Source organism: Myxococcus virescens (genome assembly GCF_900101905.1).
Lineage (GTDB): Bacteria > Myxococcota > Myxococcia > Myxococcales > Myxococcaceae > Myxococcus > Myxococcus virescens.
This window is the reverse complement of the sequence record NZ_FNAJ01000002.1, coordinates 730007-755197: the sequence shown is the minus strand read 5'-3', so window position 1 is coordinate 755197 and position 25191 is coordinate 730007. Positions and strand designations below refer to the sequence as shown.

11 protein-coding genes are annotated in these 25191 nt (G+C 73.0%); 1 reads left to right on the top strand and 10 read right to left on the bottom strand.

Annotated elements, in window-relative coordinates; translation table 11 throughout:
• Positions 1-2: 2 nt before the first annotated feature.
• The 7 genes from BLU09_RS09775 to BLU09_RS09745 form a co-directional block, all read right to left on the bottom strand.
• A complete protein-coding gene (locus BLU09_RS09775; RefSeq protein ID WP_090488530.1) occupies positions 3-704 on the bottom strand; it encodes a response regulator transcription factor in 702 nt (233 codons plus the stop codon).
• Positions 701-2524, bottom strand: a complete 1824-nt coding sequence (locus tag BLU09_RS09770) for a sensor histidine kinase (protein WP_090488528.1) — start codon at positions 2522-2524, stop codon at positions 701-703. Before BLU09_RS09770 ends, BLU09_RS09775 begins: the two co-directional genes overlap by 4 nt.
• Before the next feature lie 9 nt (positions 2525-2533).
• Positions 2534-3865 carry a YfbK domain-containing protein gene (locus BLU09_RS09765; protein ID WP_244171582.1) on the bottom strand — a complete coding sequence of 444 codons (1332 nt, stop codon included), beginning with the start codon at positions 3863-3865 and terminating at the stop codon, positions 2534-2536.
• A gap of 99 nt (positions 3866-3964) precedes the next feature.
• Positions 3965-4621, bottom strand: coding sequence for a D-alanyl-D-alanine dipeptidase (gene ddpX / locus BLU09_RS09760; RefSeq protein ID WP_090488524.1), 657 nt, complete (start codon positions 4619-4621; stop codon positions 3965-3967).
• Complete coding sequence (gene queC, locus BLU09_RS09755; protein ID WP_090488523.1) at positions 4618-5310, bottom strand: 7-cyano-7-deazaguanine synthase QueC; 693 nt, start codon at positions 5308-5310, stop codon at positions 4618-4620. The genes ddpX and queC overlap by 4 nt, the downstream gene beginning before the upstream one ends.
• On the bottom strand, positions 5310-5915 hold the full coding sequence (locus BLU09_RS09750) for a hypothetical protein (protein WP_090488521.1): 606 nt from the start codon (positions 5913-5915) through the stop codon (positions 5310-5312). Before BLU09_RS09750 ends, queC begins: the two co-directional genes overlap by 1 nt.
• Positions 5916-5935: 20 nt before the next feature.
• Complete coding sequence (locus tag BLU09_RS09745; protein ID WP_090488519.1) at positions 5936-15484, bottom strand: tetratricopeptide repeat protein; 9549 nt, start codon at positions 15482-15484, stop codon at positions 5936-5938.
• A gap of 154 nt (positions 15485-15638) precedes the next feature.
• Between BLU09_RS09745 and BLU09_RS09740 the strand changes: the two genes are divergently transcribed.
• A complete protein-coding gene (locus tag BLU09_RS09740; RefSeq protein ID WP_090488517.1) occupies positions 15639-18131 on the top strand; it encodes a protein kinase domain-containing protein in 2493 nt (830 codons plus the stop codon).
• Position 18132: 1 nt separating this feature from the next.
• Here the strand turns inward: BLU09_RS09740 and BLU09_RS09735 are convergent, their stop codons facing one another.
• From BLU09_RS09735 to BLU09_RS09725, 3 genes are all read right to left on the bottom strand, one after another.
• Positions 18133-18540 (bottom strand): hypothetical protein, encoded by a 408-nt coding sequence (locus BLU09_RS09735; RefSeq protein WP_244171581.1) that lies wholly within the window; start codon positions 18538-18540, stop codon positions 18133-18135.
• Between the two features lie 68 nt (positions 18541-18608).
• Positions 18609-19463 carry a CHAP domain-containing protein gene (locus BLU09_RS09730; RefSeq protein WP_090488513.1) on the bottom strand — a complete coding sequence of 285 codons (855 nt, stop codon included), beginning with the start codon at positions 19461-19463 and terminating at the stop codon, positions 18609-18611.
• A gap of 41 nt (positions 19464-19504) precedes the next feature.
• Positions 19505-25051: a hypothetical protein gene (locus BLU09_RS09725; RefSeq protein WP_090488511.1), complete on the bottom strand. Its 5547-nt coding sequence runs from the start codon at positions 25049-25051 to the stop codon at positions 19505-19507.
• Between the last annotated feature and the right edge of the window lie 140 nt (positions 25052-25191).

Sequence of the window (25191 nt, the reverse complement as noted above, 5' to 3'; positions counted from 1 at the left end):
CGTCAGGCCGCTTCAATTTCCATCCGGTACCCCACGCCGCGCACCGTCTGGATGGCGAAGCGGGACGTGCTGTTCCAGCCGAGCTTCTTCTTCAGGCTGGAGACGAAGTTGTCCACGGTGTGCGGATCCACCACGACGTCCCGGCCCCACACCGCGTCCAGGATTTCGTCGCGGCGCAGCACGCGCTCGCGCTCCCGCACCAGGAACGCGAGCAGGTCGAACTCCGTCCGCGTCAGCTCCACCGAGGCGCCCGCCGGCGTCTCCACCTTCCGGCGGTCCAGGTCCATCCGGTAGCCCGCGAAGCGCAGCCCCTTCACCGGCGCCGCGCCGGAGCGGCGCACCAACGCGCCCACGCGCGCCAGCAGCTCGCGCAGCCGGTAGGGCTTGCCCAGGTAGTCCTGCGCGCCTGACTCGAAGCCCCGCACCACGTCATCCTCCAGGGTGCGCGCGGTGAGCATCAGGACGGGCGTCGCCACGCCTTCTTCGCGCAGCGCGCGGCACAGCGTGTAGCCGTCACCATCCGGCAGCATGACGTCCAGCAGGATGAGCTGGAAGTCGCGCCGGCCCAGGTGCTCGCGCGCCTCCCGCACGCAGGTGGCTTCCTCCACCGCGTAGCCGCCCTGGTTCTCCAGGTTGTCGCGCAGCGCAAGCCGCAGGTTGGCGTCGTCCTCCACCAGGAGGAGCGCCGGAACGGATGAGGTCATGTCGTCACCGTATGAGGAAAGCGAAGCTCGAAGGTGGTGCCTTCCGGGCTGGAGGCCGCCACGCGCAGGGTGCCGCCGTGCACGCGCATGATGCGGCGGCATAGGGCCAGTCCCAGGCCACTGCCGGGTGCATCATGTCCCTGGCCCGGCAGGCGCACGAACTCCTCGAAGGCGCGCTCCCACTGCGCCTGGGGGATGCCCACGCCGTTGTCGGAGAAGCGCACGCGGCCATCGGACAGCGCCTCGATGCGCAGGCGCACCGGGCTGCGGGTGTTGTAGGCACAGGCGTTGCGCGCCAGGTTTGAAAACAGCAGGCGCAGGAGCTGCCCGTCCGCGCGCAGGGAGAAATCCCCCACGTCCGCCTCCAGCTCCACGGGGACCTTGGACCAGAACTCCAAGTCCTTACGTAACTGGGCCACCAGCTCGTCCAGGCGCACCGGCGCCAGCTTTGGCACCCAGCGCCCCTTGTCGATGCGGTTGAAGGACAGCAGGTTCTCCACCAGGAAGCCCAGGCCGTCCGCTTCCCGGACGATGCGCGCCGGGTAGTCGCGCGCGTCCGTGCCCTCCGCCAACCGCCACTCCAGCGTCTCCGCCAGCAGCCGGATAGAGGCCAGTGGCGTACGCAGCTCGTGTGACACGGTGGCCACGAAGTCACTCTTCAGTTCCAGGAAGCGCAACTTGCGGTGCTGGGCCACGAAGGCCAGCGCGGCGATGCCCAGCGCCAGCACCGCGCACGCGGCCACCATGCCCGTCTTCAGCCGGTAGCGTCGCGCCAGCGCCCCTTGGGCCCGCGCCCACTCCGGCGTGTCCACCGACAGCGGCAGGTCGGCCAGCGGCAACACCTCCGCGTCCGCGAGCAGCCGCACCTGCCCGTCCGCTTCCAGCAACCCGCGCTCGCGCATCTCCCGTGTCAGCGACTGGAGCAACGCGCCCGAGTCCACCGCCACGCCCCGCACGTGATTGCCGCCGCGCGGCTCCAGGTACCACCCCGCTCGCACCAGCGCGGGGCCCGGGAGCGTCCTGGGCAATGGCAACGGCTCGGACGCGAGCTCGGCGGCGCGGGCCTCGAAGTCCGCCGCCGGCACGCCGGCCTTCATGGAGAGCGCCACGATGCGCTCGCGCAGGAAGTCGAAGTCCGCCTTCGTGAAGCGCGCGCGGCGAAGCAGGAGCAGCCGCTGCAATCCATCCAGGCGGCCGCTGCGGCCGTCCGCCAGGCCGTCACGCACCAGCGCGTGCATCAACTGGGGCACGGGGTCGCCCCGCTCCGCCAGCGACTCCAACACCACCAGGAAGCCCGGCACGTCGCGCGTGGAGGCCAGCACGTACTGCGCGCGGTGTTGGAGCAGCGCCATCAGCGCCACGGTGGACGCACGGCGGTCGCCGCGTGACAGCGCCCGGTCCACCTCGCGAATCAGCGCGAGCCGCTCCGCCCAGGGGTCCTCCGCCTCGTCCGCCCGCTCCGTGCCGGCGCGCAGGCCCGCGTAGCGCTCTTTCGCGGGCGTGTCTTCGCCGGTGTCGTGGAGGGCCAACCGGGGCAGCAGCTGCGTACCGCGCTCTCTCAGGTAGAGCCCCGTCGCGGGGGCGAGCGGATCCAGCGCGGCGGCCTCCAGCGCGGGGCGCGCCGCTTCCAGGCGGTCTCTCAGGGACTGCGCCAGGGAGGCACGCGCGTACTGCTCCAGGGCCTCCCGGCGGGAATCGAGCGAGGCCTGCGCATCATCCCGCTCGGTGGCGAAGATGCGCTGGAGCGAGCCCAGGCCCCAGGCCAGCCCGGCGAAGCCCAGCAGGAGCGCGATGAGGGTGGGCAGCAACCGGCGGAGCATCGGAGCGGCTCAGTTTCCCAGGGAGGGCACGTCGTCGAAGTCCGAGCTTCCGCCGGGCATCAGTCGCTCGAAGCGCTCCTTGCGCGTGTCCAGCGTCTGGGCCTTGCGGATGAGCGCCCCCAGCTGCGCCACGTCCTTGCGGGCTCGCAGCGGCTCGCCGATGCCTTCCCACAGCGTCAGCAGCCGGGGCCAGTCCAGGGCGCGCGTCCAGAAGGAGCCTCGCAGCTTCTCCGCGAACGCGGAGGCCACGTAGGCCAGGCGCGTGGAGGAGGAGGCGCGGGCATAGTCGGAGCGCAACGTGCTGGAGGGCATCATCATCTGCACGCGGCGCCAGGTGCTCGAGTTGCCCTGCTCGTAGCGCACCCGGAGCATCCCGAAGGCGATGGAGGGCCCGTGCACCTTCACCTCGTGGATGGCGGTGACGGATTGGCCAGCGGCCAGTGGAAACAGCTCCGTCTCGTCGCCTGGGTCGAGCGGCTCCGGGTTCGGAGACAGGTACTCGTAGCCCAGCAGCCGGTAGCGGGCGACGGCCTTCCGGTTGAACTCCATCTGGACGCCGACCTCGCGCACCGGCTCGCGGGCCTTCACGGTGATTCGCACCACGTGATAGCCCTTGCGGCTGGGCGAAGGGAAACCCTCGACGTAGAGCAAGAAGGGGCCGTACGGCTCGCCTTCGTCCCCGAAGTCGAAGCTGTTGATGAAGGCCTCCGTCCGCACCGCGCCTTCCGCGGGGAAGACGTCACGAGACAGGTAGTCGCGCGCCACCGCGTAGGCGCGGGTGTCCACGGCCACGGGGACCTCCGAGACGCGCGACTCCTCCGTGTCGATGGTGGGGTTCACCCCAAAGCCCCGCGTCTCGACGCCGGAGCCCGGCTTCCCCAGCGACGCGCGATAGACGGTCTGCCACGCCCCATCCGGCACGAGCACGGGCAGGTGCTGCAACGTCCAGGCGGGTGCCCGCTCCCGGTCATCGTCCACCGGCGCGGGGGGCAGCACGGGGGGGCGCGTCTGCAACGCCGCGGAGAGCGCCACGTCCACGCGGGGCTCATGCCCGGCCTTCACCGTGATGTCCGTCCGGATGAGCGCCTGGAAGGACTCCTTCTCGAAACGGAGTGAGTAGACGCCCTCCTCCAGTTGGGGAAAGCGGAAGCCGCCCTGCGCGTCCGTCACCGTGGAGCGGGGCGCTGTCAGCGCGGGTGAGGTCGCGGTGACGCGCACCTCCGGGATGGGGCTCTTGTCGCTGGCACGCACGACGGTGCCGGAGAGGCCTCCGGCCGCCAGCACAGGCGCGGACAGCAGCAGGAGGACGGCACAGAGGGCATTGCAGAGGGTGGGCTTCATCGTGGGTGCCATCCCGGGCCACGCACGCCGTGACCACCCTTGGGGAGGTGCCTGCAGCGTGCCGCAGGCGGACCCTCCGTTCATCATGGTTTCATCATGTCATGGCGGGGAGAAGGGCACGTCCAGCACGGGGCGCTTCTTCGCGTCCGGCAGGTCGTAGTGCCACCACTCCATGCGGTTGCGCTTGAAGCCCACGCCTTCCATGGCCTCGCGCAGGATTTCGCGGTGCTTGCGCGACGCCTCGGTGCCGCCCTCGTACCCATGGTGGGCGGCGCGTGTGAAGGTGTCGAAGGGGGTGGGCATCTCCACCTCCTGGCCCTCCAGCGTCGTCAGCGTGAGGTCCACCGCCCCGCCCCGGTTGTGATTGGAGCCGGTGCGTGGGTTGGCGACGTAGCCGGGCACCGGCATGATTTCCCACATCTGGTACTGCACCGCGCGCGGCCGGTAGCAGTCGTACACCTTCAGCCGGTAGCCCCGGGCGCGCAGCACGTCCGCGGCCTTCTTCAGGCGCTCGGCCGACTCGGGCAGCAGCAGGCAGCGCGCCGTGTCCGGGTACACCTTCCGCTTCAAGAAGTTGTCCGCCGTCGCGTAGCGCAGGTCCACGACCAGGTCCGGCACCACCGTGGTGGCGTCCACCAGGGAGGCCGCGGCCTTCGGCGCCGCAGTGGCCTTCGGCGTTCCCGCGTCGTTGGCCAGCGCGGGCCCGGACGACAGGCCCAGCGCCACCACCACGCCCCAGCCGAGGCGCGGCGTCACGCGGACTCCGCGTAGCGCGTGGGGTCCGGCACGCCAGCTTCCTCGAAGCCCTTCTTGCGCAGCACGCAGCTGTCACAGCGCCCGCAGGCGCGGCCCTGGGCGTCCGGGTCGTAACAGGAGTGCGTCAGGCCGTAGTCCACGCCCAGCTTCACGCCTTCACGGATGATGTCCGCCTTCGTCAGGCCGGACAGCGGCGCGTGCACGGTGAAGCGCGCGCCCTCCACGCCCGCCTTGGTGGCCAGGTTGGCCATCGATTCAAAGGAACGGATGAACTCCGGGCGGCAGTCCGGATAGCCGCTGTAGTCCACCGCGTTGACGCCGATGTAGATGTCCGTGCTGCCCACCACCTCCGCCAGCCCCAGCGCCAGCGAGAGGAACAGCGCGTTGCGCGCCGGCACGTACGTCACGGGGATGCCGTGGCTCATCTCATCCGAAGGCCGGTCCTTGGGCACCTCGATGTCCGCCGTCAGCGCGGAGCCGCCCACCTGCCGCAGGTCGATGGACACCACCCGGAAGTCCGTCACGCCCATGGCGGCGGCGACCTTCCTCGCCTGCTCCAGTTCCACGGCGTGCCGCTGTCCGTAGGCCACTGCCAGACAGACGGGCTCGAACCCCTTCGCCTTGGCCATGGCCAGGCACGTCGTCGAATCCAGGCCGCCCGAAATCAACACCACCGCGCGCTTCACCATCAATCCCTCCGCTCTCCCTGCACGGTGTACACCGTGGTGCAGGTGGACGGCTGGCAATTGCAGTTGCGGGTCCCCGGCAAGAAGATGTCCGTGAGGGAGCCGCACGCCAGCGACACGTCGTAACCGTTCTCCGTGGGGCCCGGCACCGAGCCGTCGGGGATGCCGCCGTCGAACTGGCGACAGTCGCGGCTGAGGCTGCGCGCCTGGCTGTCGCTGAAGAGCGTCACCCGCAGCGTCTCCTCGATGGAGGAGTCCTCGCAGCCCGTGCCACAGGACGCGCGGGGCGCCACGGCCTTCAGCGTGGACGTGGCCACCTGCCCCTCATAACCCGCGTCACGCGAGTAGCCCTGCACGGTGAAGAAGCCCGTGCCCGCGTCCGTGTCGCGCGAGAAGGTGCCCTCGAAGAGGAACACACCGGCGTCGTTGAGTTGCGCGAAGTCCGGCACCGAGGCGTCGCACGTGGTGCGCGCGGCATCCAGCCGGGCCTCGAAGCGGAACGAACCGAGCACCTGGTCACCCGGGTACACCGGCTCGGAATAGCAGGCCATCGCCACGGCGACGGCCGTGACGGGCAGGGCGGCGAGAGCAAGGCGCTTCACGTGCATGGCGGCGTCACGCTACACGGCTAGACGCCGTCCAGCACGCAAAGGGCCAGCGCCCGGAAGGTGTCGCCGCGGGCAAGCACGGCGCCTACATCCACCTGCGCCGGGTCCCCTCCACGCACCTCCGCGTCGAGCCGCGCCAGGACGCGCCCCGCCGCCAGCGAGGCCGGCACGGCGCGGAAGGCCGCCACCGCCGCCGCTTCCATGGCCGGCACCGGACCGGGACGGGCCAGCTTGACGCCGTCTTCCCCGAGCGCCAGCGCCAGCGCGCACAGGTAGCTCAGCTCGGAGGCGCCGAAGCAGGACAGCGCGCCCGCGCCCAGCACCAGCACATCGCCGCTGGCCAGGTACGCCTCCACCCCGCCCACCGGGTCCACCACGAGTTGCAGCGAGCCCGCGCCCAACGAGGCCAGGACGGGACGAAGCGCCGCGGCGAGCCGGGGCAGGCGCTCGGCCGTCACCGGCACCGCGCCGGCGGGTACCGGGTGCTCGAAGCCCGAGGGCACCGGCAGCGTGGACACCGGGGCCTGAGGCGCCGCCGCGTCGCTGGAGGACAGGGCCGCGCCCACGCCGTCCGCGCGCTGCGAGTCCTCCGTCCGGCCCAGCGCCCGCAGGGCCTCCGCGTAGAGCGTCCACCCATCCACGTCCAGCGGATGCTCCCGGAGCAGGTGCGGCCAGATGCGGACGGCCAGGGACACACCCTCGGGCACCGTGGAGAGGTGCTCGGCGGCCATGCGGGTGACTTCGGGAGACAGCTCGCCGGCCTCGAAGAGGCGCGCGGCGAGCCGGGCTCCAGGCGACACCAACTGCGCGTCCAGGTAGCCGCGGAGAATGGCCTCCAGCACCGCGGGTTCGTCGGTGAGCCGCTCGCGCAGGCGCAGGGCCTCGCCGGTGAGGCCGCGCTCCTCCGCCAACCGCGCGCGGCGGGCCAGCCGTTCGTCCGTCTCCGGCAGCCGCTCGAGCTGCGCGGCGGCGTCTGCCACCATGCCCAGGGCCTCGTAGGCGTCCGCCAGCCGCTCGCGGTAGGTGTTGCCGGACTCCGCGCCCGCGGCCTGCTCCAGCCGCTCCACCAGCGACACGAAGACAGCGGGCTCCTCGCCCAGGTCCACCAGCGACAACAGGTGCCGCAGGGAATGGAGCTGCGCGGGGTCGTCCTTCAGGGCCTGTTCGAAGGCCTCGCGCGCCTCGGGCAGTTGCTCCAGCGGGCTGAGCAGCAGCTCGCCGCGCTCCAGGTGCAGGACGGCGCGAGCCACCGCGTCCGACTCTTCGCCCGCCAGCTGCGACAGCGTGCGCACGCAGGCCTCGTAGCGGCCCAGCTCCAGCTCCAGCGCGTAACGCTCGCGCAAGAGCGCCTTGCGCCGCGAGGGCCAGCCGTCCGCCGCCATGGCCAGCGCTTCCACGCGCACCGTGCCCGGCTGCGCGCGCACTTGCGTCAGCACCGCCTCCGCCAGCGCCTCCGGGAGCTTCTCCAGGGTAGGCAGCAACAGCGTCAGGCGGGCCGCGAAGCCCGGCTCGGGCGCCAGCTCTTCCAGCGCGCGCAGGCGAGGCAGCACCGAGGCCGCCGCCGAGCGGAGCACCTCATCGCGCAGCGCCACCGCGAACGCGGCGTCACGCGCGGCGGACAGGCCCGCGAGCTCCAGCAACCCTTCCGCGTCGCCTTCCGCGCGCAGGCCATCCGCCAGGGCCGAGGCATGCGCGGGGTCCGCGTCCGCCAGCGCGGCCAGGGCCCACAGCGCCTCGCGCGTGCGCGCCGCGTCGCCCGCCTGCGCGGCCATGGCCAGCGCGTCGGTCAGGTCGCCCGAGGCCATGGCGGGCGCGAAGCCCACCTCCAGCGCGCGAGCGAAGGCGCCCAGCCGACCGAAGCGCTCGGCCAGCTCCGAGGGCGCGAGCATGTCCGATGCCTCGGTGGCGATGCGCTCGAACACCTCCAGCGCCTCACCGTGCTCTCCCGCCTTCTCCCAGAGGCCCGCGGCCTCCAGCAGCAGCGGGGGGCGCTCCTCCGGCGCCGCCAGCCGCGCGGCCTGAAGCAGCGCCCGCGCCGCGCGAGGCGCCTCGCCCGACGCGCGGTACAGGTGGGCCACCCGCAGGGCGGCGTCGACGTCCGGCTCCACCGAGGCGGCGTCCTTCGCGGCCTTCAGCGCCTCCGGCAGCTGTCCGGCGGCCTCGAAGCCCCGCGCGGCCGCCAGGAGCAGGACCTGCCGCTCGCGGCCAGAGGCCAGCTCCGCGCGCGCCACCTGCACCTCCGCGCGGCGGGCGGGGGCGTCCTTCAGCAGCGGCTCGAGGGCTTCCAGCGCGTCCGCGTAACCCGCGCCCGAGGCGCCACGCGCGGCCACTTCCTCCAGTGCCTCGCGGGCCACGTCCACGCGGCCCGCGTCACGCGCGAGCGCGGCCAGCTCCAACCGCAGCACCGCGGCCTCGTCGGCGTCCTCGACGCGCGGCACCCACTGCTCCAGCGCCTCCAGCAGCCGCGTGGAGTCGCCCCGCTGACGCAAGCCCGTCACCAGTGCCTGGAGCGCGGTGAGGTCCTCCGGCGCGGCCTCCGCGGCGCGCTGGGTCAGCGTCCAGGCCGCGTCTTCATCCGCCAGCGAGCTGGAGGCCACCGACGCGGCGGCCAACAGCAGCTCCGCGGCCCGGCGGCCACCCGCCGCCTCCGCGCCCGAGGCGTACACGTCCAGCAGGTCGCCATGACGGCCCAGGGCGTGCAGCCCCGCCACGGCCCGGTCGATGACGGACGCATCCGCGGGGCGCAGGCGCGCCAGCGGCAACAGCGCGTCGATGGCGTCCTTCGGGTCATCGAAGAGGTCCGCCGCGCGGCGGTAGAGCACCTCGGCGGTGGCGGCGTCCTCCGCATGGCGCGCCAGTTGGAGCGACGCCCGGTAGAGGCCCGGCGCGTTGCCCGTGCGCGAGTGCACCTCGGCCAGGAGCGACAGCGCCTCGCGGCCGCGCTCGCCTTCCGGCTCCAGCGCCACCACGGCCTCGAAGGCATCCGCCGCGTCGTGGAACGCGCCCGCGCCGAGCGAGGCATGGCCCAACCGCAGCCAGGTCCGCGTGCGCACCGGCACCGGCAGCGCGTCCCCGCCCACGTCCAGCAGGCGGCGGTCGTAGGGGCGCGCGGCGACGGGGCCTCCGCCCTTCGCGGCCAGCTCGGCGCGCGCGGACAGGGCGTCCACGTCATCCCCCGCCAGGGAGAGGTATTCGTCGAAAGCCTCCGCGGCCAGCAGCGCCTCGCCCGCGTCCAGCAGTCGCGAAGCGCGCTCGCGCAGCAGCGGCAGGGCCTCCGGCGTGGACAGGGCCGCGGCGCGCTGGGACAGCAGGTCCGCCAGCCGGCGCACGTCACCGGCCGCGCGCTCGCGCACGCGCTCGAAGGCCTCCGCGCTCGCGGGGCTCAGCTCGAAGGCCTGGTCCTCGCACAGCAGCGCCCGCTCGCGGGCACCGGCCGCGCGGAAGGCACGGGCGGCGGACAGGTAGCTCTCCGCGGCGCCCGAGGCTTCCTGGCGCTGCGCCCTGCGCAGCATCAGCTCGGCGAGCGCCTGATGGTCCTCGGCCTCCTCCAGGAAGGCGAGGTGCCGAGCGAAGACGGGCTCGCGGAACGGGTCCGCCTCCAGCAGCACCGCGTCGAACTCCGCGGCGTCCGCGTGGCGCTTCACCTCGTGCAGCAGCTCCGCCGCCTGCGCGGTGAGCTCCAGGTCGTCCGGGCGCGCGCCACGCGCCGCGATGAAGGCCGCGGCGGCGGACTCCGGGCGCCCTGCCCGGTCGCGGTACAGCACGGCGGCGCGCAGGAACAGCTCCGCGCGACGGGCCGCGTCGGGCTCGCCTTCCGCGCACTCCTCGTACCAGGCCGCCAGCTCCGCCAGCCGGCCGTCGCTCTCCAGGAGCTTCTCCAGCAGGCCCTCGGCCTCCGTCAGCGCCCGGTCCTTGCGCAGCGCCGAGCGCAGCAACTCCTCGGCCTTCGCCACGTCCGACAGCACGCCCAGGTTCAGCCGCGCCAGCCGCAGCAGCACGGCCGCGGCCTCGCCCGCGTCATCCAGCAGCGGCAGCGCGCGCTCCAGCCAACGCGCCTCGGCCTCCGCGTCGTCGCGACGCTCGGCCAGCGCCGCGCCCAGCTTCGCGGTGCCCAGGTCCACGGCCAGGGCGAAGGCACGCTCCAGCGCGACCTCGGCGCCGGCGGGGTCCAGCTTCACGTCGCGCAGCAGCTTCGCCCGGTAGCGCTCGCAAGCCGCGGCCTCGGACTGCTGCCCCCGCGCCTCCAGCAAGTCGCGCGCATCCGCCAGCGCCCGCAGCGCGTCGTCCGCGCGGCCCAGGTCGACCGCGAGCCGGGCCTCTTCCTGATAGGCCTCGAGCGCCGCGTCCGGGTCCCCTGCCTCGAGGCTGAGGGTGGCCACCTGGCGCAGCTCGGCGAGCAACTCCACGGTGCGGCCGGTCTCCCGGTGCAGCGCCGCCAACCGGCGACGCAGCGGCAGCGGCTCCGACGCCAGCGACGCGGCGCGCGCCAGCAGCGAGGCCGCCACACCCGCGTCCGCGAGCACCTCGCGGGCCCGCGCCGACAGCTCGACGAGCCGCTGCACGGTGTCCTCGGACGGAGCCAATGCGTGCGCGTGGGTGACGCGCACCTCGAAGGCGCCACGCGGGTCATCCTTCTCCAGCAGCGCGGCCAGACGCATGACGGCGGCCTCGCACAGGGGCCGCTCCACGAGCAGCTTCCGGTACGCGGCCACCGCGCGCTTCGTCTCTCCGGTCTGCTCGGCCAGCTCCGCCAGGCGCAGCCACGTGGACTCCGCGGCCTCCGGCGCGCTCCGGAAATCCGCGGCGGCGGCGAGTGCGTCTTGCAGCGGCAGCGCCTCGATGACCGCGCCGCGCAGGTAGAGCAACTCCGCCAACGACGCCAGCTCCGGCCCCTGCGCGGGGACCAGCGCGTGGGCCTTGCGCGCCAGCTTCAGCGCCTTGTCCAGGTCGTGCGCGCCGCGCGCGTAACCCGCGCCCTCACGCAGCAGCAGCGCGGCATCCTGCGCCGTGGCGCTCTCCGCAGCGGTCTCCAGCAGCGCCGCGGCCTCACGCAGCTCCCCACGCTCCGCCACCAGCGAGACGAGGCGACGGCGAACGGCGGCGTCAGACGGGGACAGGCGCAGCGCCTGCCGCAGCGCGGCCTCGGCGGGCACCGGCTGCGACAGCCGGTCCAGGTAGAGGCTGGCCAGCTCGGCGTACATCGCGGCCGCCTCGGCGGGCGCCATGTGGGGGGCCTCAGTGGAGAGCAGCTCGGCCAGCGCGGCCCAGTCCTCCCGGGTCCGCAACACGCGCTGGAGCGCGGCGGTGGCCTGCGCGTGCCGCGGGGCCAGCGCGAGCGCGGCCTCCAGGCTCTGCCCCGCGTCCTCCATGCGGCCGCTGGACTCCAGCAGCGCGGCGCGCGCCAGCAGGGCCTCCACGCGACGAGGCGCGGGTCCCTGGAGGGCCGCCTCGGCGAGCGCGGCGGCCTCGTCCTCCGGCTGGCCATCACGGCGCGCCAGCTCGGCGAGGGAGAAGAAGGCGTCACACCGCTCCGCCGCGGACAGCTCCAGCCCAATGGCCGCGCCCAGGGCCTCGCGCGCGAGGGCGCGCTCGTCCTTCTCCACCAGCGTGGCGGACAGGGCCAGCAGCCGCTCGCGAGCGCGGGTGGCGAGGCTGGCGTCGGCGGACACGGCGCGGCGCCACACGTCCAGCTCCGCGGCCTCGTCGCCCGACTCGCGCGCCAGCTCCGTCAGCGCGAGCAGCAGCGATGCGGGACGACGAGAACCCTTCGCGGCCTCCGAGAAGTCGTCGCGCGCGGCGGACACCCGGCCCGCGGCGCGGTGAAGCACGGCGCGACGGGCCAGCAACTCCGCGCGCGCCTCGCCCGAGGCGGCGGCCACGAGCGTGCTCAGCAACTCCAGCCGCTCCGTCTCCTCTTCCGGCGTGCCGGTGCCGGGCGGAGGCAGCAGGTCCAGCAGCGACTGCGCCGCCCAGGTGTCGTGCGGCTCCTCCAGGCGCAGGCTGCGCAGCGCGTCCACCGCGGTGGTGGCGCGCCCCAGGCCCAGCGAAAGCTCCGCCAGCTCGCGGCGAGCGGCGCGGCGGGGCTCGCCGGACAGGCGCGGCCACAACTCCACCAGCAGGTCCGCCAGGGCCTCGCGTGCACCCGCCTTGCGGTGCAGCGACGCCAGCTCCACCCGGGCGTCCAGGTCTTCCGGCGCGCGGGCGCTGTACTCGGCCAGCAGGCGGCGGGCGGCATCCGTGCGGCTCGCGCGCACCGCGGCGGTGGCGGCCTTGCGCGTCAGGGCCACGCGCTCGCTCTCACGCGGCGCATCGCTGTCCGCGGGCGGCAGGGCCAGCACCGCCTCGAAGTCCTCCAGCGCGGCGCGTGCATCCGTGGGCAGGCGCAGCTCTCCCCGGCGCTGGCGCGCGGGCGCGTAGCTCGCGTCACGCTCCAGGGCGTCGGCGAGGAAGGCCTCCTCGCGGCTGGTCCCCGCGGCGAGCAGCGAGGCGCGGAACAACAGCTTCGCGCCAGCGCGGGCCTCGGGCATCAGCGCGGCGCGGCGCGCGTACAGGCGCGCGGCCTCCAGCTTCTCGCCGCGCTCCAGCTCCAGCTCGGCCAGCGACTCCAACACCTCGGCGGCCAGCGGGCCCTCGGGGCTCGCCTCCAGCGCGGCCGACAGGCGCATCAGCGCCGCGGCGTTCTCGCCTCGCTCGAGCAGCGCGCGAGCGCTCTGGAGGAACAGCGGCGCGGCCTCCTCGGCGCGGTCGGCGCCCATCAGCGCCTGGGCGCGGCTGGCCCACAGCTCGGCCAGCGCCTGCGACTCCCCGGCCTCCGTGTAGAGCGCTTCCAGGCGCGCGGCCAGGGCATCATCCAGCCGGCGCAGCGGGAAGGCCTGCGCGTAGGCGGCGATGGCGCCTTCGCGGTCACCCAGCATCTCGCACGCGCGCCCCAACCGGGAACGCACGTCCGCCAGCTTCTCCGGCGCCGCCGTGCGAGGCAGCGTGGACAGCAGGCTCTCCAGCGCGCGCCGCGCATGCTCGGGGCGCTCGCAGCGCAGCGACAGGTCCGCCAGGTCCAGCAGCACCGCGGCGTCCGGCGCCAGCCGCGCGGCCTTCTCCAGCGCCACCAGCGCGTCGCCCACGCGGCCCAGCCGGGCCTCCAGCACACCGGCCAGCTCACGCAGCGCCGCCGCGGCCAGCCGCTTGTCGCCCTGCGCCTCGGCCACCCGCGCGCGCACCTCCAGCGCGTCGGCGAGCCCCGCCATGTCGGCGCGCTTGCGCTGCAAGGCGCACAGCTCGCCCAGCGCGGGCAGGTCATCCGGCTCGGCGCGCAGCACTTCCTGGAGCGCGTGAACGGCCAGGTCCAAATCGAAGGCCAGGTCGCGCGCGGCCACCGCGAGCCGGCGGTACTTCTGCGCGCGCTCCTTCAGGTCCGTGGCGAGCCGCGCCAGTGAAGACAGGCACCGCGTCAGCAGCGCGCCGTCACGCCGGGCCTCGGCCAGCGCCAGCAACGACTCCAGCGCGGGCCGGTGGTCGCCATCCGCCTCCAGCGCCAGCAGGAGCAGCCGCTCCGCCTTCTCGGGCTGTTGCAGCTTGCCCCGGTACAGCTCGCCCGCCTCGGCCCAGGCCGCCGCGCGCTTGCCGGGGGCGTCCTGGAGCGCCGCGGCCTTCTCCAGCGCCTCCGCCAGCTCCTGCGAGCGGCCGGTGGCGCGGAAGTACGGAATCAGCTCCTCCAGCGCCACCGCGTCGCGTGGGTCCAACGCCAGCGCGGACTCCAGGTGCTCCCGCGCGCGCGCCGGGTCCCCCAGCCGCGTGCGGTACAGCCGCGCCAGGGCGTGGTGGCTGGCGTGCGCGGCGTGCCGCACCCCTTCCGAGCGCGGCGCCGGCCCCGCCAGCTCCAGCGCCTGCTGGTAGCCCGCGAGCGCCTCCTGCAACCGGCCCAGCCCCTCCGCCACCCGGGCGGCGGCGAACAGCGGCTCCGGCTCACCGGGCAGCAGCGACACCGCCTCCCGGTAGCGCAGCAGCGCGTTCTCCGGCTGCTTCAGTCCTTCGTCCCACACGCGGCCGGCCATCAGGTCGGCATGGCCCACCCGGTCCAGCTCGTGGCGGCCCATGGCCACCTCGCGCAGACGGTCCAGGGCCTTCAGCGCGCGCAGGTGCTCGCCGCCGCGATGGCACAGCTCGCCCAGCAGCAGCAGCGCGTCTGGATGGTCCGGCGCCAGCCGCAGCGCGGCCTCGCAGTGCAGGCGCGCGCCGGCGATGTCGTCTTCCGTCTGCGCGCACAGCCGGGCCAGGTGCACGTGCGCATCGGCGGCCTCGGCCGGGTCGCGAGCGAGCGCCGCCAACCGGCGATAGGCCCGCACCGCGCCTGCCCTGTCGCGGGCCTGGTCGGACGCACGCGCCAGCGCCTTGAGCGAAGGCAGGTGGTCGGGCTTGAGCCCCAGCAGCTCGTGCAGCGCCTTCACCGCCACCTGGGGCGCGGTGTCGCGCGAGCAGCGGGCGGCGGCCTCGGCGGCGAAGAAGGCCGCGGCCTCCTCCGAGGTCCGGCGCGCGAGCGCGCACAGCGCCAGGTAGCGCTCGGCGGCGCGGGCACCTTCCCCCCGGCGCTCGCGCACCACGGCCTCGCCCCAGAGCGACGCGGGGCTGCGGTCCCTGCGGCGTTGCAGCGTCGCCGCCACGTCCAGCGCCAGGTCATGCGCCTGCGGGTCCGCCACCATCAGCGACAGCAGCCGCTCGGCGGCGAAGGGGTGCGCGTCCTGCGCGTCACCGGCCTGGAGATACGCCTGACGCGCGTCGGCCAGCCGGCCCTGCGCGATGAGGCCCTCGGCGTCCGCGAAGGCGCGCGCGCCTTCCAGTGCGAGCAGCAGCTCCTCGTCCGGGGGCGACGGCGGCGGCAGTCCTCCCGCGGAGAAGCGCAGGCGCAGGCCCGTGCTGGAGACCTCTGCGGCCGACAGGCGCGCGGTGTCCAGCGTCGGCATCTTGTAGCCGCGGCTCACCGCCGCCAGTTGGCACAGCGCGGGCAGCACGCGCGTGGAGAAACCCGTGGCCCCGCGGACCTCGACATCCGGCACCAGCGCCAGCGCGCCCACGGCCGCGGACAAGAGCCCCGGCACCTGCACGGATGGCGTGGAGGAGAAGCCATAGAGGCGCACGTCGTAGAGATAGACGGCGAGCCGCTCCCCATCCGCGTCGAACGCCACCTTGAAGGTGAAGGGCGTGTGCTCCGGCGCGGGCAGCCGTCCCTGGCCTTCGAGGTAGCCGGGCCGGAAGTGCACGCGCAGGTCCTCGATGCCGGCCAGACGCCCGGCCAGCTCCGCCACCCGGCGCGTCACCAGGTCCGCGTCGACGGACAGCTCGAGGAAGCCGAAGTGCAGCTTCTTGCGCTGGTAGCGCGTGGCGCCGGCGCTGACGTTGAAGGGGAAGCTGACGTCCGGAATCTGGAGCGCGAAGTCGGAGATGCGCAGTCCCGGCAGGACCTCCAGCGCCGGGAAACCCACGAACGCCCTGCGGTCCAGCAGGCGCAATTCGGGGGCGGCGGCGCGCGCATCCAGCGCCGTGGCGGGCTTGGGAGAATCGCTTTCGGTAGCCATCGCGGGAGCAGGGACGTTAGCACGGGGTCCAAGCCCTCGAAATTTCTGGCAAACCCCCGCTTGTGGGGCAAGCAACGAGACGTGATGGCTCCCCGAATCCTGGGTGAAGGAACGGGCTGCGCGCTGGACCGAAGTCGGACAAGATGCGCCCCGCGTGCTGGCCCCTGACTCCCTTGTCCTCGACGGTCGCTTCCGGGTTCTCCGTCCGCTGGGCTCGGGCGGAATGGGGGAGGTCTACCTTGGCGAACAGGTCTCCCTGGGCCGCAAGGTGGCCATCAAGGTCCTGCACCATGACCTCCACGCCCAGGCCGGCATGGCGGAGCGCTTCAAGCGCGAGGCGCGCCTGCTCTCCGCCGTGGAGCACCCGGCCGTGGTGCGCATCGTCGACTTCGGCGAATCCGGCGACCACGCCTGCCTGGTCATGGAATTCGTCGAAGGTGAGAGCCTGTACGACGTACTCACGCCGGGCCCCATGCCCCCGGGCCGCGCGCTGCCCCTGCTCCAGCAGTTGGCGGAGGGCTTGGCCGCCATCCACGACAAGGGCATCATCCACCGCGACCTGAAGCCAGAGAACGTCTTCATCTCCAAGAGCGCCCGGGGCGAGCAGGCCCGGCTCCTGGACTTCGGCATCGCCCGGTTGGTGGAGCCAGACGCCGCCAGCAGCGTCAGCCAGATTGGCGTGGTGCTGGGCACGCCGGAGTACCTGTCTCCAGAGCAGGCCGTGGGCGCGAAGGTGGACACGCGCAGCGACCTGTATTCGTTCGGCGTGCTGACCTACCGCGTGCTGTCCGGGCGGCTCCCCTTCGATGGGCCCCTGCCGCGCAACTTCCTGTCGCAGCACGCCTCCGCCGCGCCGCTGCCCCTGGACCGCGCGGCTCCCGCGCTGTCGCGCTATGTGGGCCTGCTGTCGCTGGTGATGCGCCTGCTGGAGAAGGACGCGAGCAAGCGTCCCCAGAGCGCGCACGAACTGGCCGACGCGTTGGCCGCGGCGCACTCCGCCCTCTCCGCCTTCACGCCCGGCCTGGGCACCCCTGCCTACGTCCCGCCGCCGGGAAGTGGCGCCACGCCCACCTCGGGCACGTCGGTGTTCGGCACCGGGAGTGCCATGGGGAGCAGCTCGGGCCCCACGGGCACGGCGGCCTTCGCGGGAGCCGCTCCGGCGCCGCAGGCGAGCAGTGGTACCGCCGCGTTCGGCGTCGCCTCCAGCGGCGGCTCGGCCTCGGGCGCCCTGCCGGCGGCCTCCCCGCGCACGGGGACGGCGTCCTTTGGACTGAAGTCCTCCGGCGGCGTGGCCGCGGTCACGGGCGGCAACGCGTCGGTGGTGAAGCCGCAGAACCTCACGGTGATGCTCACCGACATCCAGGGCTTCACCGAACGCACCAGCCGGCAGACGCACGAAGAGAACGCGCGGATGCTGGAGACGCACGACAAGCTGCTGATGCCCCTCGTGAAGGAGCACGACGGGCGGCTGGTCCAGAAGCGCGGGGACGCGTTGCTGGTGGTGTTCCGCTCCCCCACCGCGGGCGTGCTGTGCGGCATGGCCATGCAGGACCGGCTGTGGCGCCACAACCAGACGGTGCCGGAGGTGGACCGCCTCAATGTGCGCGTCTGCCTGCACGCGGGCGAGGTGCTCGCCACGCCGGACACCGTGCTGGGCGAGCCCATGGAGGTCATCGAGGCCGTGGAGCATGTCGCCAGCGCGGGTGAGGTCACCTTCACCGAAGCGGTGAACCTGGCGCGCAACCGCGCGGAGGTCACCGCCGAGCCCTGTGGCGCCATCGCCCTCCCCGGCCGCGACGAGCAACTCCAGCTCTACCGCTGCCAGCGCGCCGCGGAGGGCCCGCCCTTTGGAGACCGCTTCGCCTCGCAAGGCAGCCGGGGCAACGCGCTCGCGCCCCTGCTGGCGAAGCTCCAGGCCGTGAAGCTGCCCGCCGGCCTGGGGGAGCTGCTGCGTCAGCGGCGGCGCGAGGCGGCGCTGGTCGCCGGCGCGGTGGTGCTCCTGGGCGCTGGCGCCGCGTGGCTGAGCCAGCGCAACGATGCCGGCACCCGGGCCTTCGCGCTGCTGGAGGATGGGAAGCTGGACGAAGCCCTGGCGCTGATGGACGCCGCCACCGACGAGGAGAAGGAATTGCCCTCGCTGAGGCGCGCGCGCGTGGCGGCGCACCATGCCAAGGGGCACCACATCAGCGAACGGACCGCGCTCAGCCACCTGAAGGAGGAGGAGCTCGAGGACGTGGAGCCGCTCATCCTCGACGGCCTGGCGGAGGACTACGGCAAGGAGCCGCTCACCGTCCTGGGGAATGCCCTGGCCCGGCTTCCGAAGGACCGCTTGCGCGCCCACTACGAGGACCTGGCCGAGGAGGCGTACTCCCTGCGCCAGTGGGGCGCGCTGCGCTACCTGGAGTTCGCGAAGGCCGCGGACGGGGTGAACCTGGTTCGCGCCTATAGCGAGGCGCTGAACTCCCCGGACTGCGACATCCGCACCCAGGCCGCCAACCGTCTCTCGGCCCTGGGTGACGCGGATGCCATTCCCGCGCTGGAGCGCGTCACCTCGCTCCCCAAGGCGAAGGGCCTCCTGGGCAGCAAGGACTGCGGCCACGACGCAGCGGCGGCCGCCATCAAGTCACTCAAGCAGAAGCGCGACTGACTCAGTCATCCCACCGTGCGTGCCCCTTCTTCTTGCCGCGCCCGCGCCCGCGCCGGTCGTCATCATCGTCATCGTCGTCCCAGTCATGTCGGCGGGCCTTCACCTTGTCATCCACCCGCAGGAGGCTGCGCGAGTACGCATCGAAGTCCAGGTGCAGGTGGCCCTTCGCCCGCCGCGTGGAGGCATGGAACTTCACCCGCCACACGTCCCGCCCCTTGCGGTCCGCGTCCTTCAGGCGGCACTCATAGCCACGCGAGCGGCATTGGTTGAAGCCCAGGTTCACCGCTTCCCTGTACGTCATCGCCACCGGACGCTGCGGAGGAGGCGGTGGATGTGGTGGAGGTGAGCGGGTGTGCAGGACACAACCCGAAGCGAGCATCAGACAGCCAATGACAAGGGCGAGTCGCATGCCATCCATGACGCATCAGCGCGGCACATCTTCAAAGCCACGCAGGGTATGAGCCAGGCACTGGAAAGTTACAGCCCTTCAGGCGACGCGAAGGCCGCGAACAGCTCACCGGCGAGATAGGCCCGCGAGCCCTTCGCGGCGGGACGGATGTAGTCGTTGACCACGGGCCCGCCCTGCTCCAGTTGGTGCCTCGACGGGAAGGACAGGTTCAGCCGGCCTCGCGCGACGCCCTTGCCGCCCCGGTGGATGAAGGTGACGGTGCCATGGGCATCCACCGCCTCCACCACGCCAATGTGTGTCATGCCGTCGTTGCGGCGGCCATCGCGGTTGCGGTCATACGTCTCACGGAAGAAGACGAGGTCTCCGGGACGCGGCGGCTGGTGGTGGACAGAGCCGACATCCACCGCGCGGCGGAAGATGGCGGAGACGGCGTTCTCTCCCGCGCGGAAGCCGTGCGCCACCAGGTCGATGCCGGCGGAGCGGTACGCCAGGCGCACGAAGCCGGAGCAGTCATCCGGGACGCCGCGGCTGACTCGGCGCAGGCTGCGCATGCCCACGAGCTGGAGGGAGCGCTGGACGATGGAGCGCGACATCTGCGTGGGCGCGAGCACCACGTCCCAGAACCGGCCGGTGGTGCTGGCGGGCCCCGTCACCTGCTCGGCCGCCCGCAGCGTGGCCTCCAGCACGCCCGCGCTCACCCACTGTGTCGCCACCGTCGTGGGCGCCACTTCGGCGGCCCCCAGCTCCACCGCCGTGACGGGCACCGGCACCGGCTGCGCGAGGCCTCCTGGCGCGGCCACCGTCACCGCCTCCGCCGTGGCGACGGGCGCCGTGGGGCGCGGCTTCACGGTGGCACACCCCACGAGCACGCTGAGGGGGAAGACGGCAAGGAGTGGAAGGCGGAGCGACATGAGGGGCCGCATTCAAGACCACCTCCCAGGCCGTCCGCCAAGAACTCCCGGTGTCAGCCCTCCCAGGTCGCGAGCATGGCTCGCACCCGTGCATACCTCTGGAGCAGCGCCGCGCGGTGCGCAGTGAGCATCACCATCGAACCAATGACCATCAGTCCAAGGACGAACAACGAGGCCGCGGCAATCCGGTGGTCCCGCATGCCGAAGCGCACCAGGTTCGCGACGATGCACGTCACCAGGAACGCCGTACCCAGATACACGTAGGAGCGGATGCGCAGCGCGATGCCACACGCCACGCCCACCACACAGAGCGTGACGCACAGGAGCATCGAACCGCCATCATTGAACATGAGCGGCTTCCAGGCACCCGCCACGTAGATGGCGGTGACGGCCAGCGCACGCAACCGGGCATAGGTCTCCGCCTCGATGGCCTCGCGGAACACGCGCAGCAACGCGAGCAGGGAGAGCCCCGCGGGGATGACATAGAACTGCGCCTCTCCCGCGCCCGTCCCCTGCCACACCAGCAGCAGCGCCGCGTTGAACGCCACCACCGACGTCAGCGACGCCAGACCCCGATGCCGCGGGTGCGTGGCCAGCGCGGCGAAGTGAGCGGCATACCCCACCATCAACGCCGCCCCGTGAAGGGGCTCGCTCCAGGGTGCGGAGAACAGCCCCGCCAGCGGGAAGAGGTATGCGCCCAACAAGGCGGGCCGTCGGAAACACGCCAGGGAGGAACCCTCGCGCTGCACGAAGAAGTAGAGGCCGGTGAACAGCGCACCGCCCACCAGGGCCGCAAGACTGTCGCCGGGGCCCGGGTGCGCCCCCATTCCCAATATGCGGACGGAGAGATAGCCCAGCGCGAGCACCACCTGCGCCATGTAGGCGGACGCCTCTTCCTTCTCCGTCGCCGCGCGGCGGACCAGGGCGAGGAGCAGCACACCCAGCGCCACGCTCGCCACCAGTCCCTCGCGGAGCGCGCCCAGCGACGTGTCCACGAGCGCCAGCCCCGCCATCACCTCGAAGAGCGCCACCCCGGCGAAGCCGTGCCCCACGCTCCGGCGCCGCGACTTGCTGGCCACGAAGAGCGAGAGGGCCGCCAACAGCGCGCTGGCCGCTCCGAGGTACGGCAGGATGAACGCCGCGCCCCGGCCGCTGGAGTACACCGCGCCCAGATGCAGCAGCCATCCGTGCACGGCGGCGAGCGAGGCCAGCCACCCCACCACCTCGCGCTCGCGACGCCGCCACACCACGGCCCACGCCGCGCCCACGCCAAAGAGGAACGTCAGCGGGGTGCCCACGTGCTCCAGTTCGCGCAAGCCCGCGAGCGACAGCAGCGCCAGCACCCAGCCGCCATGGTGCAGCGAGGCGCCCACGCGCACACCGCGAGCGTCCACGAGCGACCCGATGAGGCACAGCGCCAGCCCTGTTCCACTGACGACAGCGGGCACCCACAGCGGGTCCACGGCGGCGACGAGCGAGGCCCCCAGCAACGCGGTGGCCACGTTGGCCATCCACCGCTCCCTCGCCACCATCAACACACACGCCGTCACCGCGGCGCCCACCGCCACCGGCGGGGGCAGCGAGCCAGGGCCTGACAGGAGCAGGCGCTCCAGCAGCAGCGCGCCCAACGCACCGGCGCTGCCCACCCACAGCGGCTCGCTCCAGGTGTCCTCCAGCGGAGGCAACACCTTCGCGAAGGTCTGGGTGAGCGCGCGCTGGAGGCTTCCGGACTGGAGCACGGCGGACGCCACGGCCGCGCCCAACACCACGGCGATGACGGACAGGCCCGCGTCGAGCCCCCGCTCGAACAGCTCGTTCACGCTGACCGCGCCCATGGGCGCCAACGCCAACGCCCAGATGGCCGGAGCCAGCAGCCACCGCCGAGACAGCAGGAACGCGGCCAGCGCCAACACGCCCGCCAGCGTGGCCAGATGAGACGGCGTGGGCGAATAGAGGGTGGGCAGCGCCGCGAGGATGAGCGCCGTGACGACGGCGCCGGGCCGCAGCGCCGTGTCCGGCGCGCTCCGGAAGAACGCCCACACGCGAGCGGGCCGCTGACTCTCCGCGATGGCCAGCGCGAGCAGCAGGCCGATGACGATGGGACGCGCCTCCAGGAAGAAGAGGAGGGCCAGCGAGGAGCCGCACACGCGCAAGAAGGGACGCGGCCCGGGCATCAGCGCCAGGGACGCCAACAACACATAGAGCGACGTGGGGACATGGTACGGCCTGAGCGCGACGACGAGCACGGGCAGGGCCACCACGGCGAGCCATCCCTGCATCCACGATGACAGCGCCTGGCGAGGCGCCTCCTCACGCGAGCGCAGCAGCAGCGATGCCGCGGCGGGGACGTGCGCCACGACACGCACCACCGCCAGGCTCAGCAGCGGAAGCGCCTGAACCCACGAGGGCAGCTCACCTCCCACCACCACGATGCCCACGAAGGAATACGGGACAGCGAGCGACGCGAAGAACGGCTGACGGCTGGCTCGCGTCCAGAGCAGGGGCAGCACGCAGGTGCCCACGAGCAGCAACGGCAGCCCCGCGTCGTCCCACTTCACCACCGCGACGCCCAGCACCACGGCGGCGGACAACGTCGCCGCCAGGGCGAAACGGTGACCGCCCGCCCCCACGCGCAAGACCGCGGGGACCTCCTCCAGCACGGCCAGGAGACTCAACACCGCGGCGAGACACAACAACGGCACGGCGCCGAAACTGAACGTCGCGGTGAGCGCATAGAGCGCGGACACGGCGACACTCAGCCCCGCGGGCAGTACGCGCGCGGTGAGCAGCGCCGCGAGCGCTGCCCCCAGCAAAAGGGGCGCCTGCTCCGACGAACGCGCGCCCAGCAGGGCCGTCAGTGGGAAGACGAGCGCGATGAGCCCGGCGACCGTCGCGCTGATGCCTCGACCCCACCGCGCCGCGGCGACGGAAGCCCCCAGGGCCCAGCAGCAGAACAGCGCCACGGACAGGCCCGGCGACATCCATCCACCCCATGGCGAATAGAGCCCCGGGATGTCATGCACCAGCGCCAGGGCCGACATGAGCACCGCGAGGGGACGCACCACCGGGAAGGTCCGTGACGCCACGGCCACCGCGCCCGCGGACACCAGGATGACGCCGGCCAGCCCCGGCGCCTGGGCCAGCACGCCCCAGGGAATCGCGAGCACCGCGTAGAAGACGCCCGGCAGACCCAGCCACCGCGTCAGCCCACCCCGCATCCCCAGCAGCGAGAGCCCGAGCGCCACCGCCGCGAGCGTGGGCGCCACCGCCGTGGACGAGAGCTCTCCGGCCAGGCGCGGAAGCGCGGCCGCCGCCAGCACGGACGCCAGCGCCATGAGGGAGGCACGCTGGAGCACCCAGGAGACAAGCACCGCGGCGGCGCCACACAGGGCCATGCCCGTCACGGCCGTGAAGCCATCGCCAGCAATCAGGCCCATGAGGAACCCCACCGTGGCCACCACGCCCACGACAGCGCCCAGCAACCCGCGCGTGCGCGCGGTGCACAGCATGCTCACCGCGGCGAGCACGAGGGCCAGCGCCCCCGACGCGACCGCGCCGCCGGACGCCCCCAGGACGGCGTAGGCCTGGAAGGGAAGGAACAGCGACAGCCCCGCCCCCACCACCGTCAGGAAGAAGCGCTCCACCAGCAGGCCCAGGACGAGACACAGCATCGCCAGCGCCAGCGCGCTCCAGAAAGAGGGCCGAGCGTCCGGTCCCGACAGGCCAAAGAAGACGAAGAGCGGGCTCGCCACCGCGGTGGCGCGCAGCAGCACCTCCGCCAGCGCGAGGTCCCGTGCATTGCCCGTACGCTGGCCTCGCCACAGCCGCGACACGGCGAACAACGCGCCCGCGAAGATGAAGGGAAGCGCGGACAGCGCTCCGAATTGAAGCGGCAGCGGCTCGGTGACGTAACCGAACCAGGCCTTCACCGCATTGATGATGCGCCGCACCGGCCCAGGGATGAGCTGGGAGAAGGAGGCATAGGCGAAGTACGTGCTCGCATAGGCCGCGTAGACCCACCGGATGCGGGCGACGCCGCCGCGCGACAGCGACAGCAACGTCCACGAGATGACCGCCGCCGTGACGAAGAGCGCCGGCGCCGGAGCCAGCGCCGCGGCGATGAGGCAGGCGGCCTGGAGTGAGACCACGCCAATGGACAGCGAATCCGCGCCCCGCTCAGCATCCAGGGTGCGGAAGCGCAACGCGGTGGCCAGGAGAAAGGCGCCGAACGGGGCATAGGTGCCAACGGAGACCGCCACGTCCGCGCCCGCCAGCGCGACGTGCAGGCGCGTGAAATAGAGCAGCAGCAGGTACAGCGGCGCGGCGAGGACGAAAGCGAGCGCGGTGCCCTCACGCGGCGCTGGTGGCGGACGCGAGGGCAAGAGGAAGAAGAGCGCGCACGGCAGGACGTTGAGCCACAGCGCATGGATGCCCAGCCCCGCAGCGAGCGGCGCCAACCCCATCATCAAGGTACTGGCCACGAGCGCCAGTTGGATGAAGGGACGGGACGTGGAATCGAAGGCCTCCAGCGGCTTGCGCGCCAGGAAGGCCGCCACTCCGGCCCATGCCAGCAGCGCGGGAATGAGCCACACCGTGCCGACGCCTCCCAGTTGGAAGACGTCCCCCAAGCCCATGGGCCCCAGTGCGATACCAGCGAGCGGAGCCACGGCTGTACCGATGAGCCCCAGGATGTACCCAGGCTTGCGCAACGCCTCGCGCCTGGCGAGGTACGCGCCCCAACCGGTGAAGCCCGCGGAGCAACTCGCCGTCAGCCCGAACACCGTGAGCGAGCGGAAGCCAGACGACATCCCCACCCAACTCTCGAACACGAGGTAGAGGGCACTGGAGAGGATGAGGAAGGCCCCGACGAACCACATGAGGCTCTCGTAGAGAAACGGCCTCCACACGCGGTTCCAGGTGGAGGTCTCCTCGACGAGGCGCGCGGTGAGGCTTCGCGCCGACGGCGGCTCCGCGTAGGGCTCCGCCGGATTCGCGGGCAGCGGCAGCCAGACAGGCGGTTCCTCGGGAAGCGGCTCATCCGGCTGCACAGCTTCGGGCGCAGCGTCCACTCCAGCATCGGCCTCCGGCGCGGACGGGGGCGACGGCGCCGCGACGTCCTCCGGCTCCGACGGAGCAGACGCTTCGGCCTGGCGCGGCTCCTCGGTGAGACCCGGAGCCTCCACGGCCGGAGTCGCCTCGACCTCCGGTCGTACCGAGGCCGTCTCCTGCTGCGCGGGAGGCTCCTGCATCAAGGCCGCGGGAACGGACGTCGCGGCATCCGCGTGCGCCGGAGCCACGACGGTGGCAGTCTCCGCGGAGCCCGCTGGAGGCAGCTCCGTCAAGACCGCGAGGAGGATGCGAGCCTGCCGCTCATACCGCTCCGAAATGAAGCGCCGGACGTTGGGAGGAACCTCGGACGACTCCCACCGCGTCAGCTCATCGAGCAGGAATTGAACGTGCGTGAGCTCGGCTTCGATGACCTCACGCGAGCGCCCCGTCATCCGAGCGCCACACAGCGCGCACCACAAGTCCTTGCCACGCCGCTCTTCGCGGCAGTCAGCGCAGTACATACATCCCCCTCGATACAACGAACATGCCATCCAAGAGGCCGTCGCGTACAGGCACCCCTGACGAAGGGGAACGCGTACACGCTGCATCACACCCGTGACACCTGTGCATCCGGCTGCACAACCCGTGCGTGAGTGTCACCGCAGCGGGCGGCCGCCTTGCCGCCGCTGGC

Bases quoted from the DNA above. Each gene is read 5' to 3' on its own strand.
- BLU09_RS09775 (WP_090488530.1), bottom strand. From the start codon at position 704: ATGACCTCATCCGTTCCGGCGCTCCTCCTGGTGGAGGACGACGCCAAC.
- BLU09_RS09770 (WP_090488528.1), bottom strand. From the start codon at position 2,524: ATGCTCCGCCGGTTGCTGCCCACCCTCATCGCGCTCCTGCTGGGCTTC.
- BLU09_RS09765 (WP_244171582.1), bottom strand. From the start codon at position 3,865: ATGAAGCCCACCCTCTGCAATGCCCTCTGTGCCGTCCTCCTGCTGCTG.
- queC (WP_090488523.1), bottom strand. From the start codon at position 5,310: ATGGTGAAGCGCGCGGTGGTGTTGATTTCGGGCGGCCTGGATTCGACG.
- BLU09_RS09750 (WP_090488521.1), bottom strand. From the start codon at position 5,915: ATGCACGTGAAGCGCCTTGCTCTCGCCGCCCTGCCCGTCACGGCCGTC.
- BLU09_RS09745 (WP_090488519.1), bottom strand. From the start codon at position 15,484: ATGGCTACCGAAAGCGATTCTCCCAAGCCCGCCACGGCGCTGGATGCG.
- BLU09_RS09735 (WP_244171581.1), bottom strand. From the start codon at position 18,540: ATGCGACTCGCCCTTGTCATTGGCTGTCTGATGCTCGCTTCGGGTTGT.
- BLU09_RS09730 (WP_090488513.1), bottom strand. From the start codon at position 19,463: ATGCGGCCCCTCATGTCGCTCCGCCTTCCACTCCTTGCCGTCTTCCCC.
- BLU09_RS09725 (WP_090488511.1), bottom strand. From the start codon at position 25,051: ATGGCATGTTCGTTGTATCGAGGGGGATGTATGTACTGCGCTGACTGC.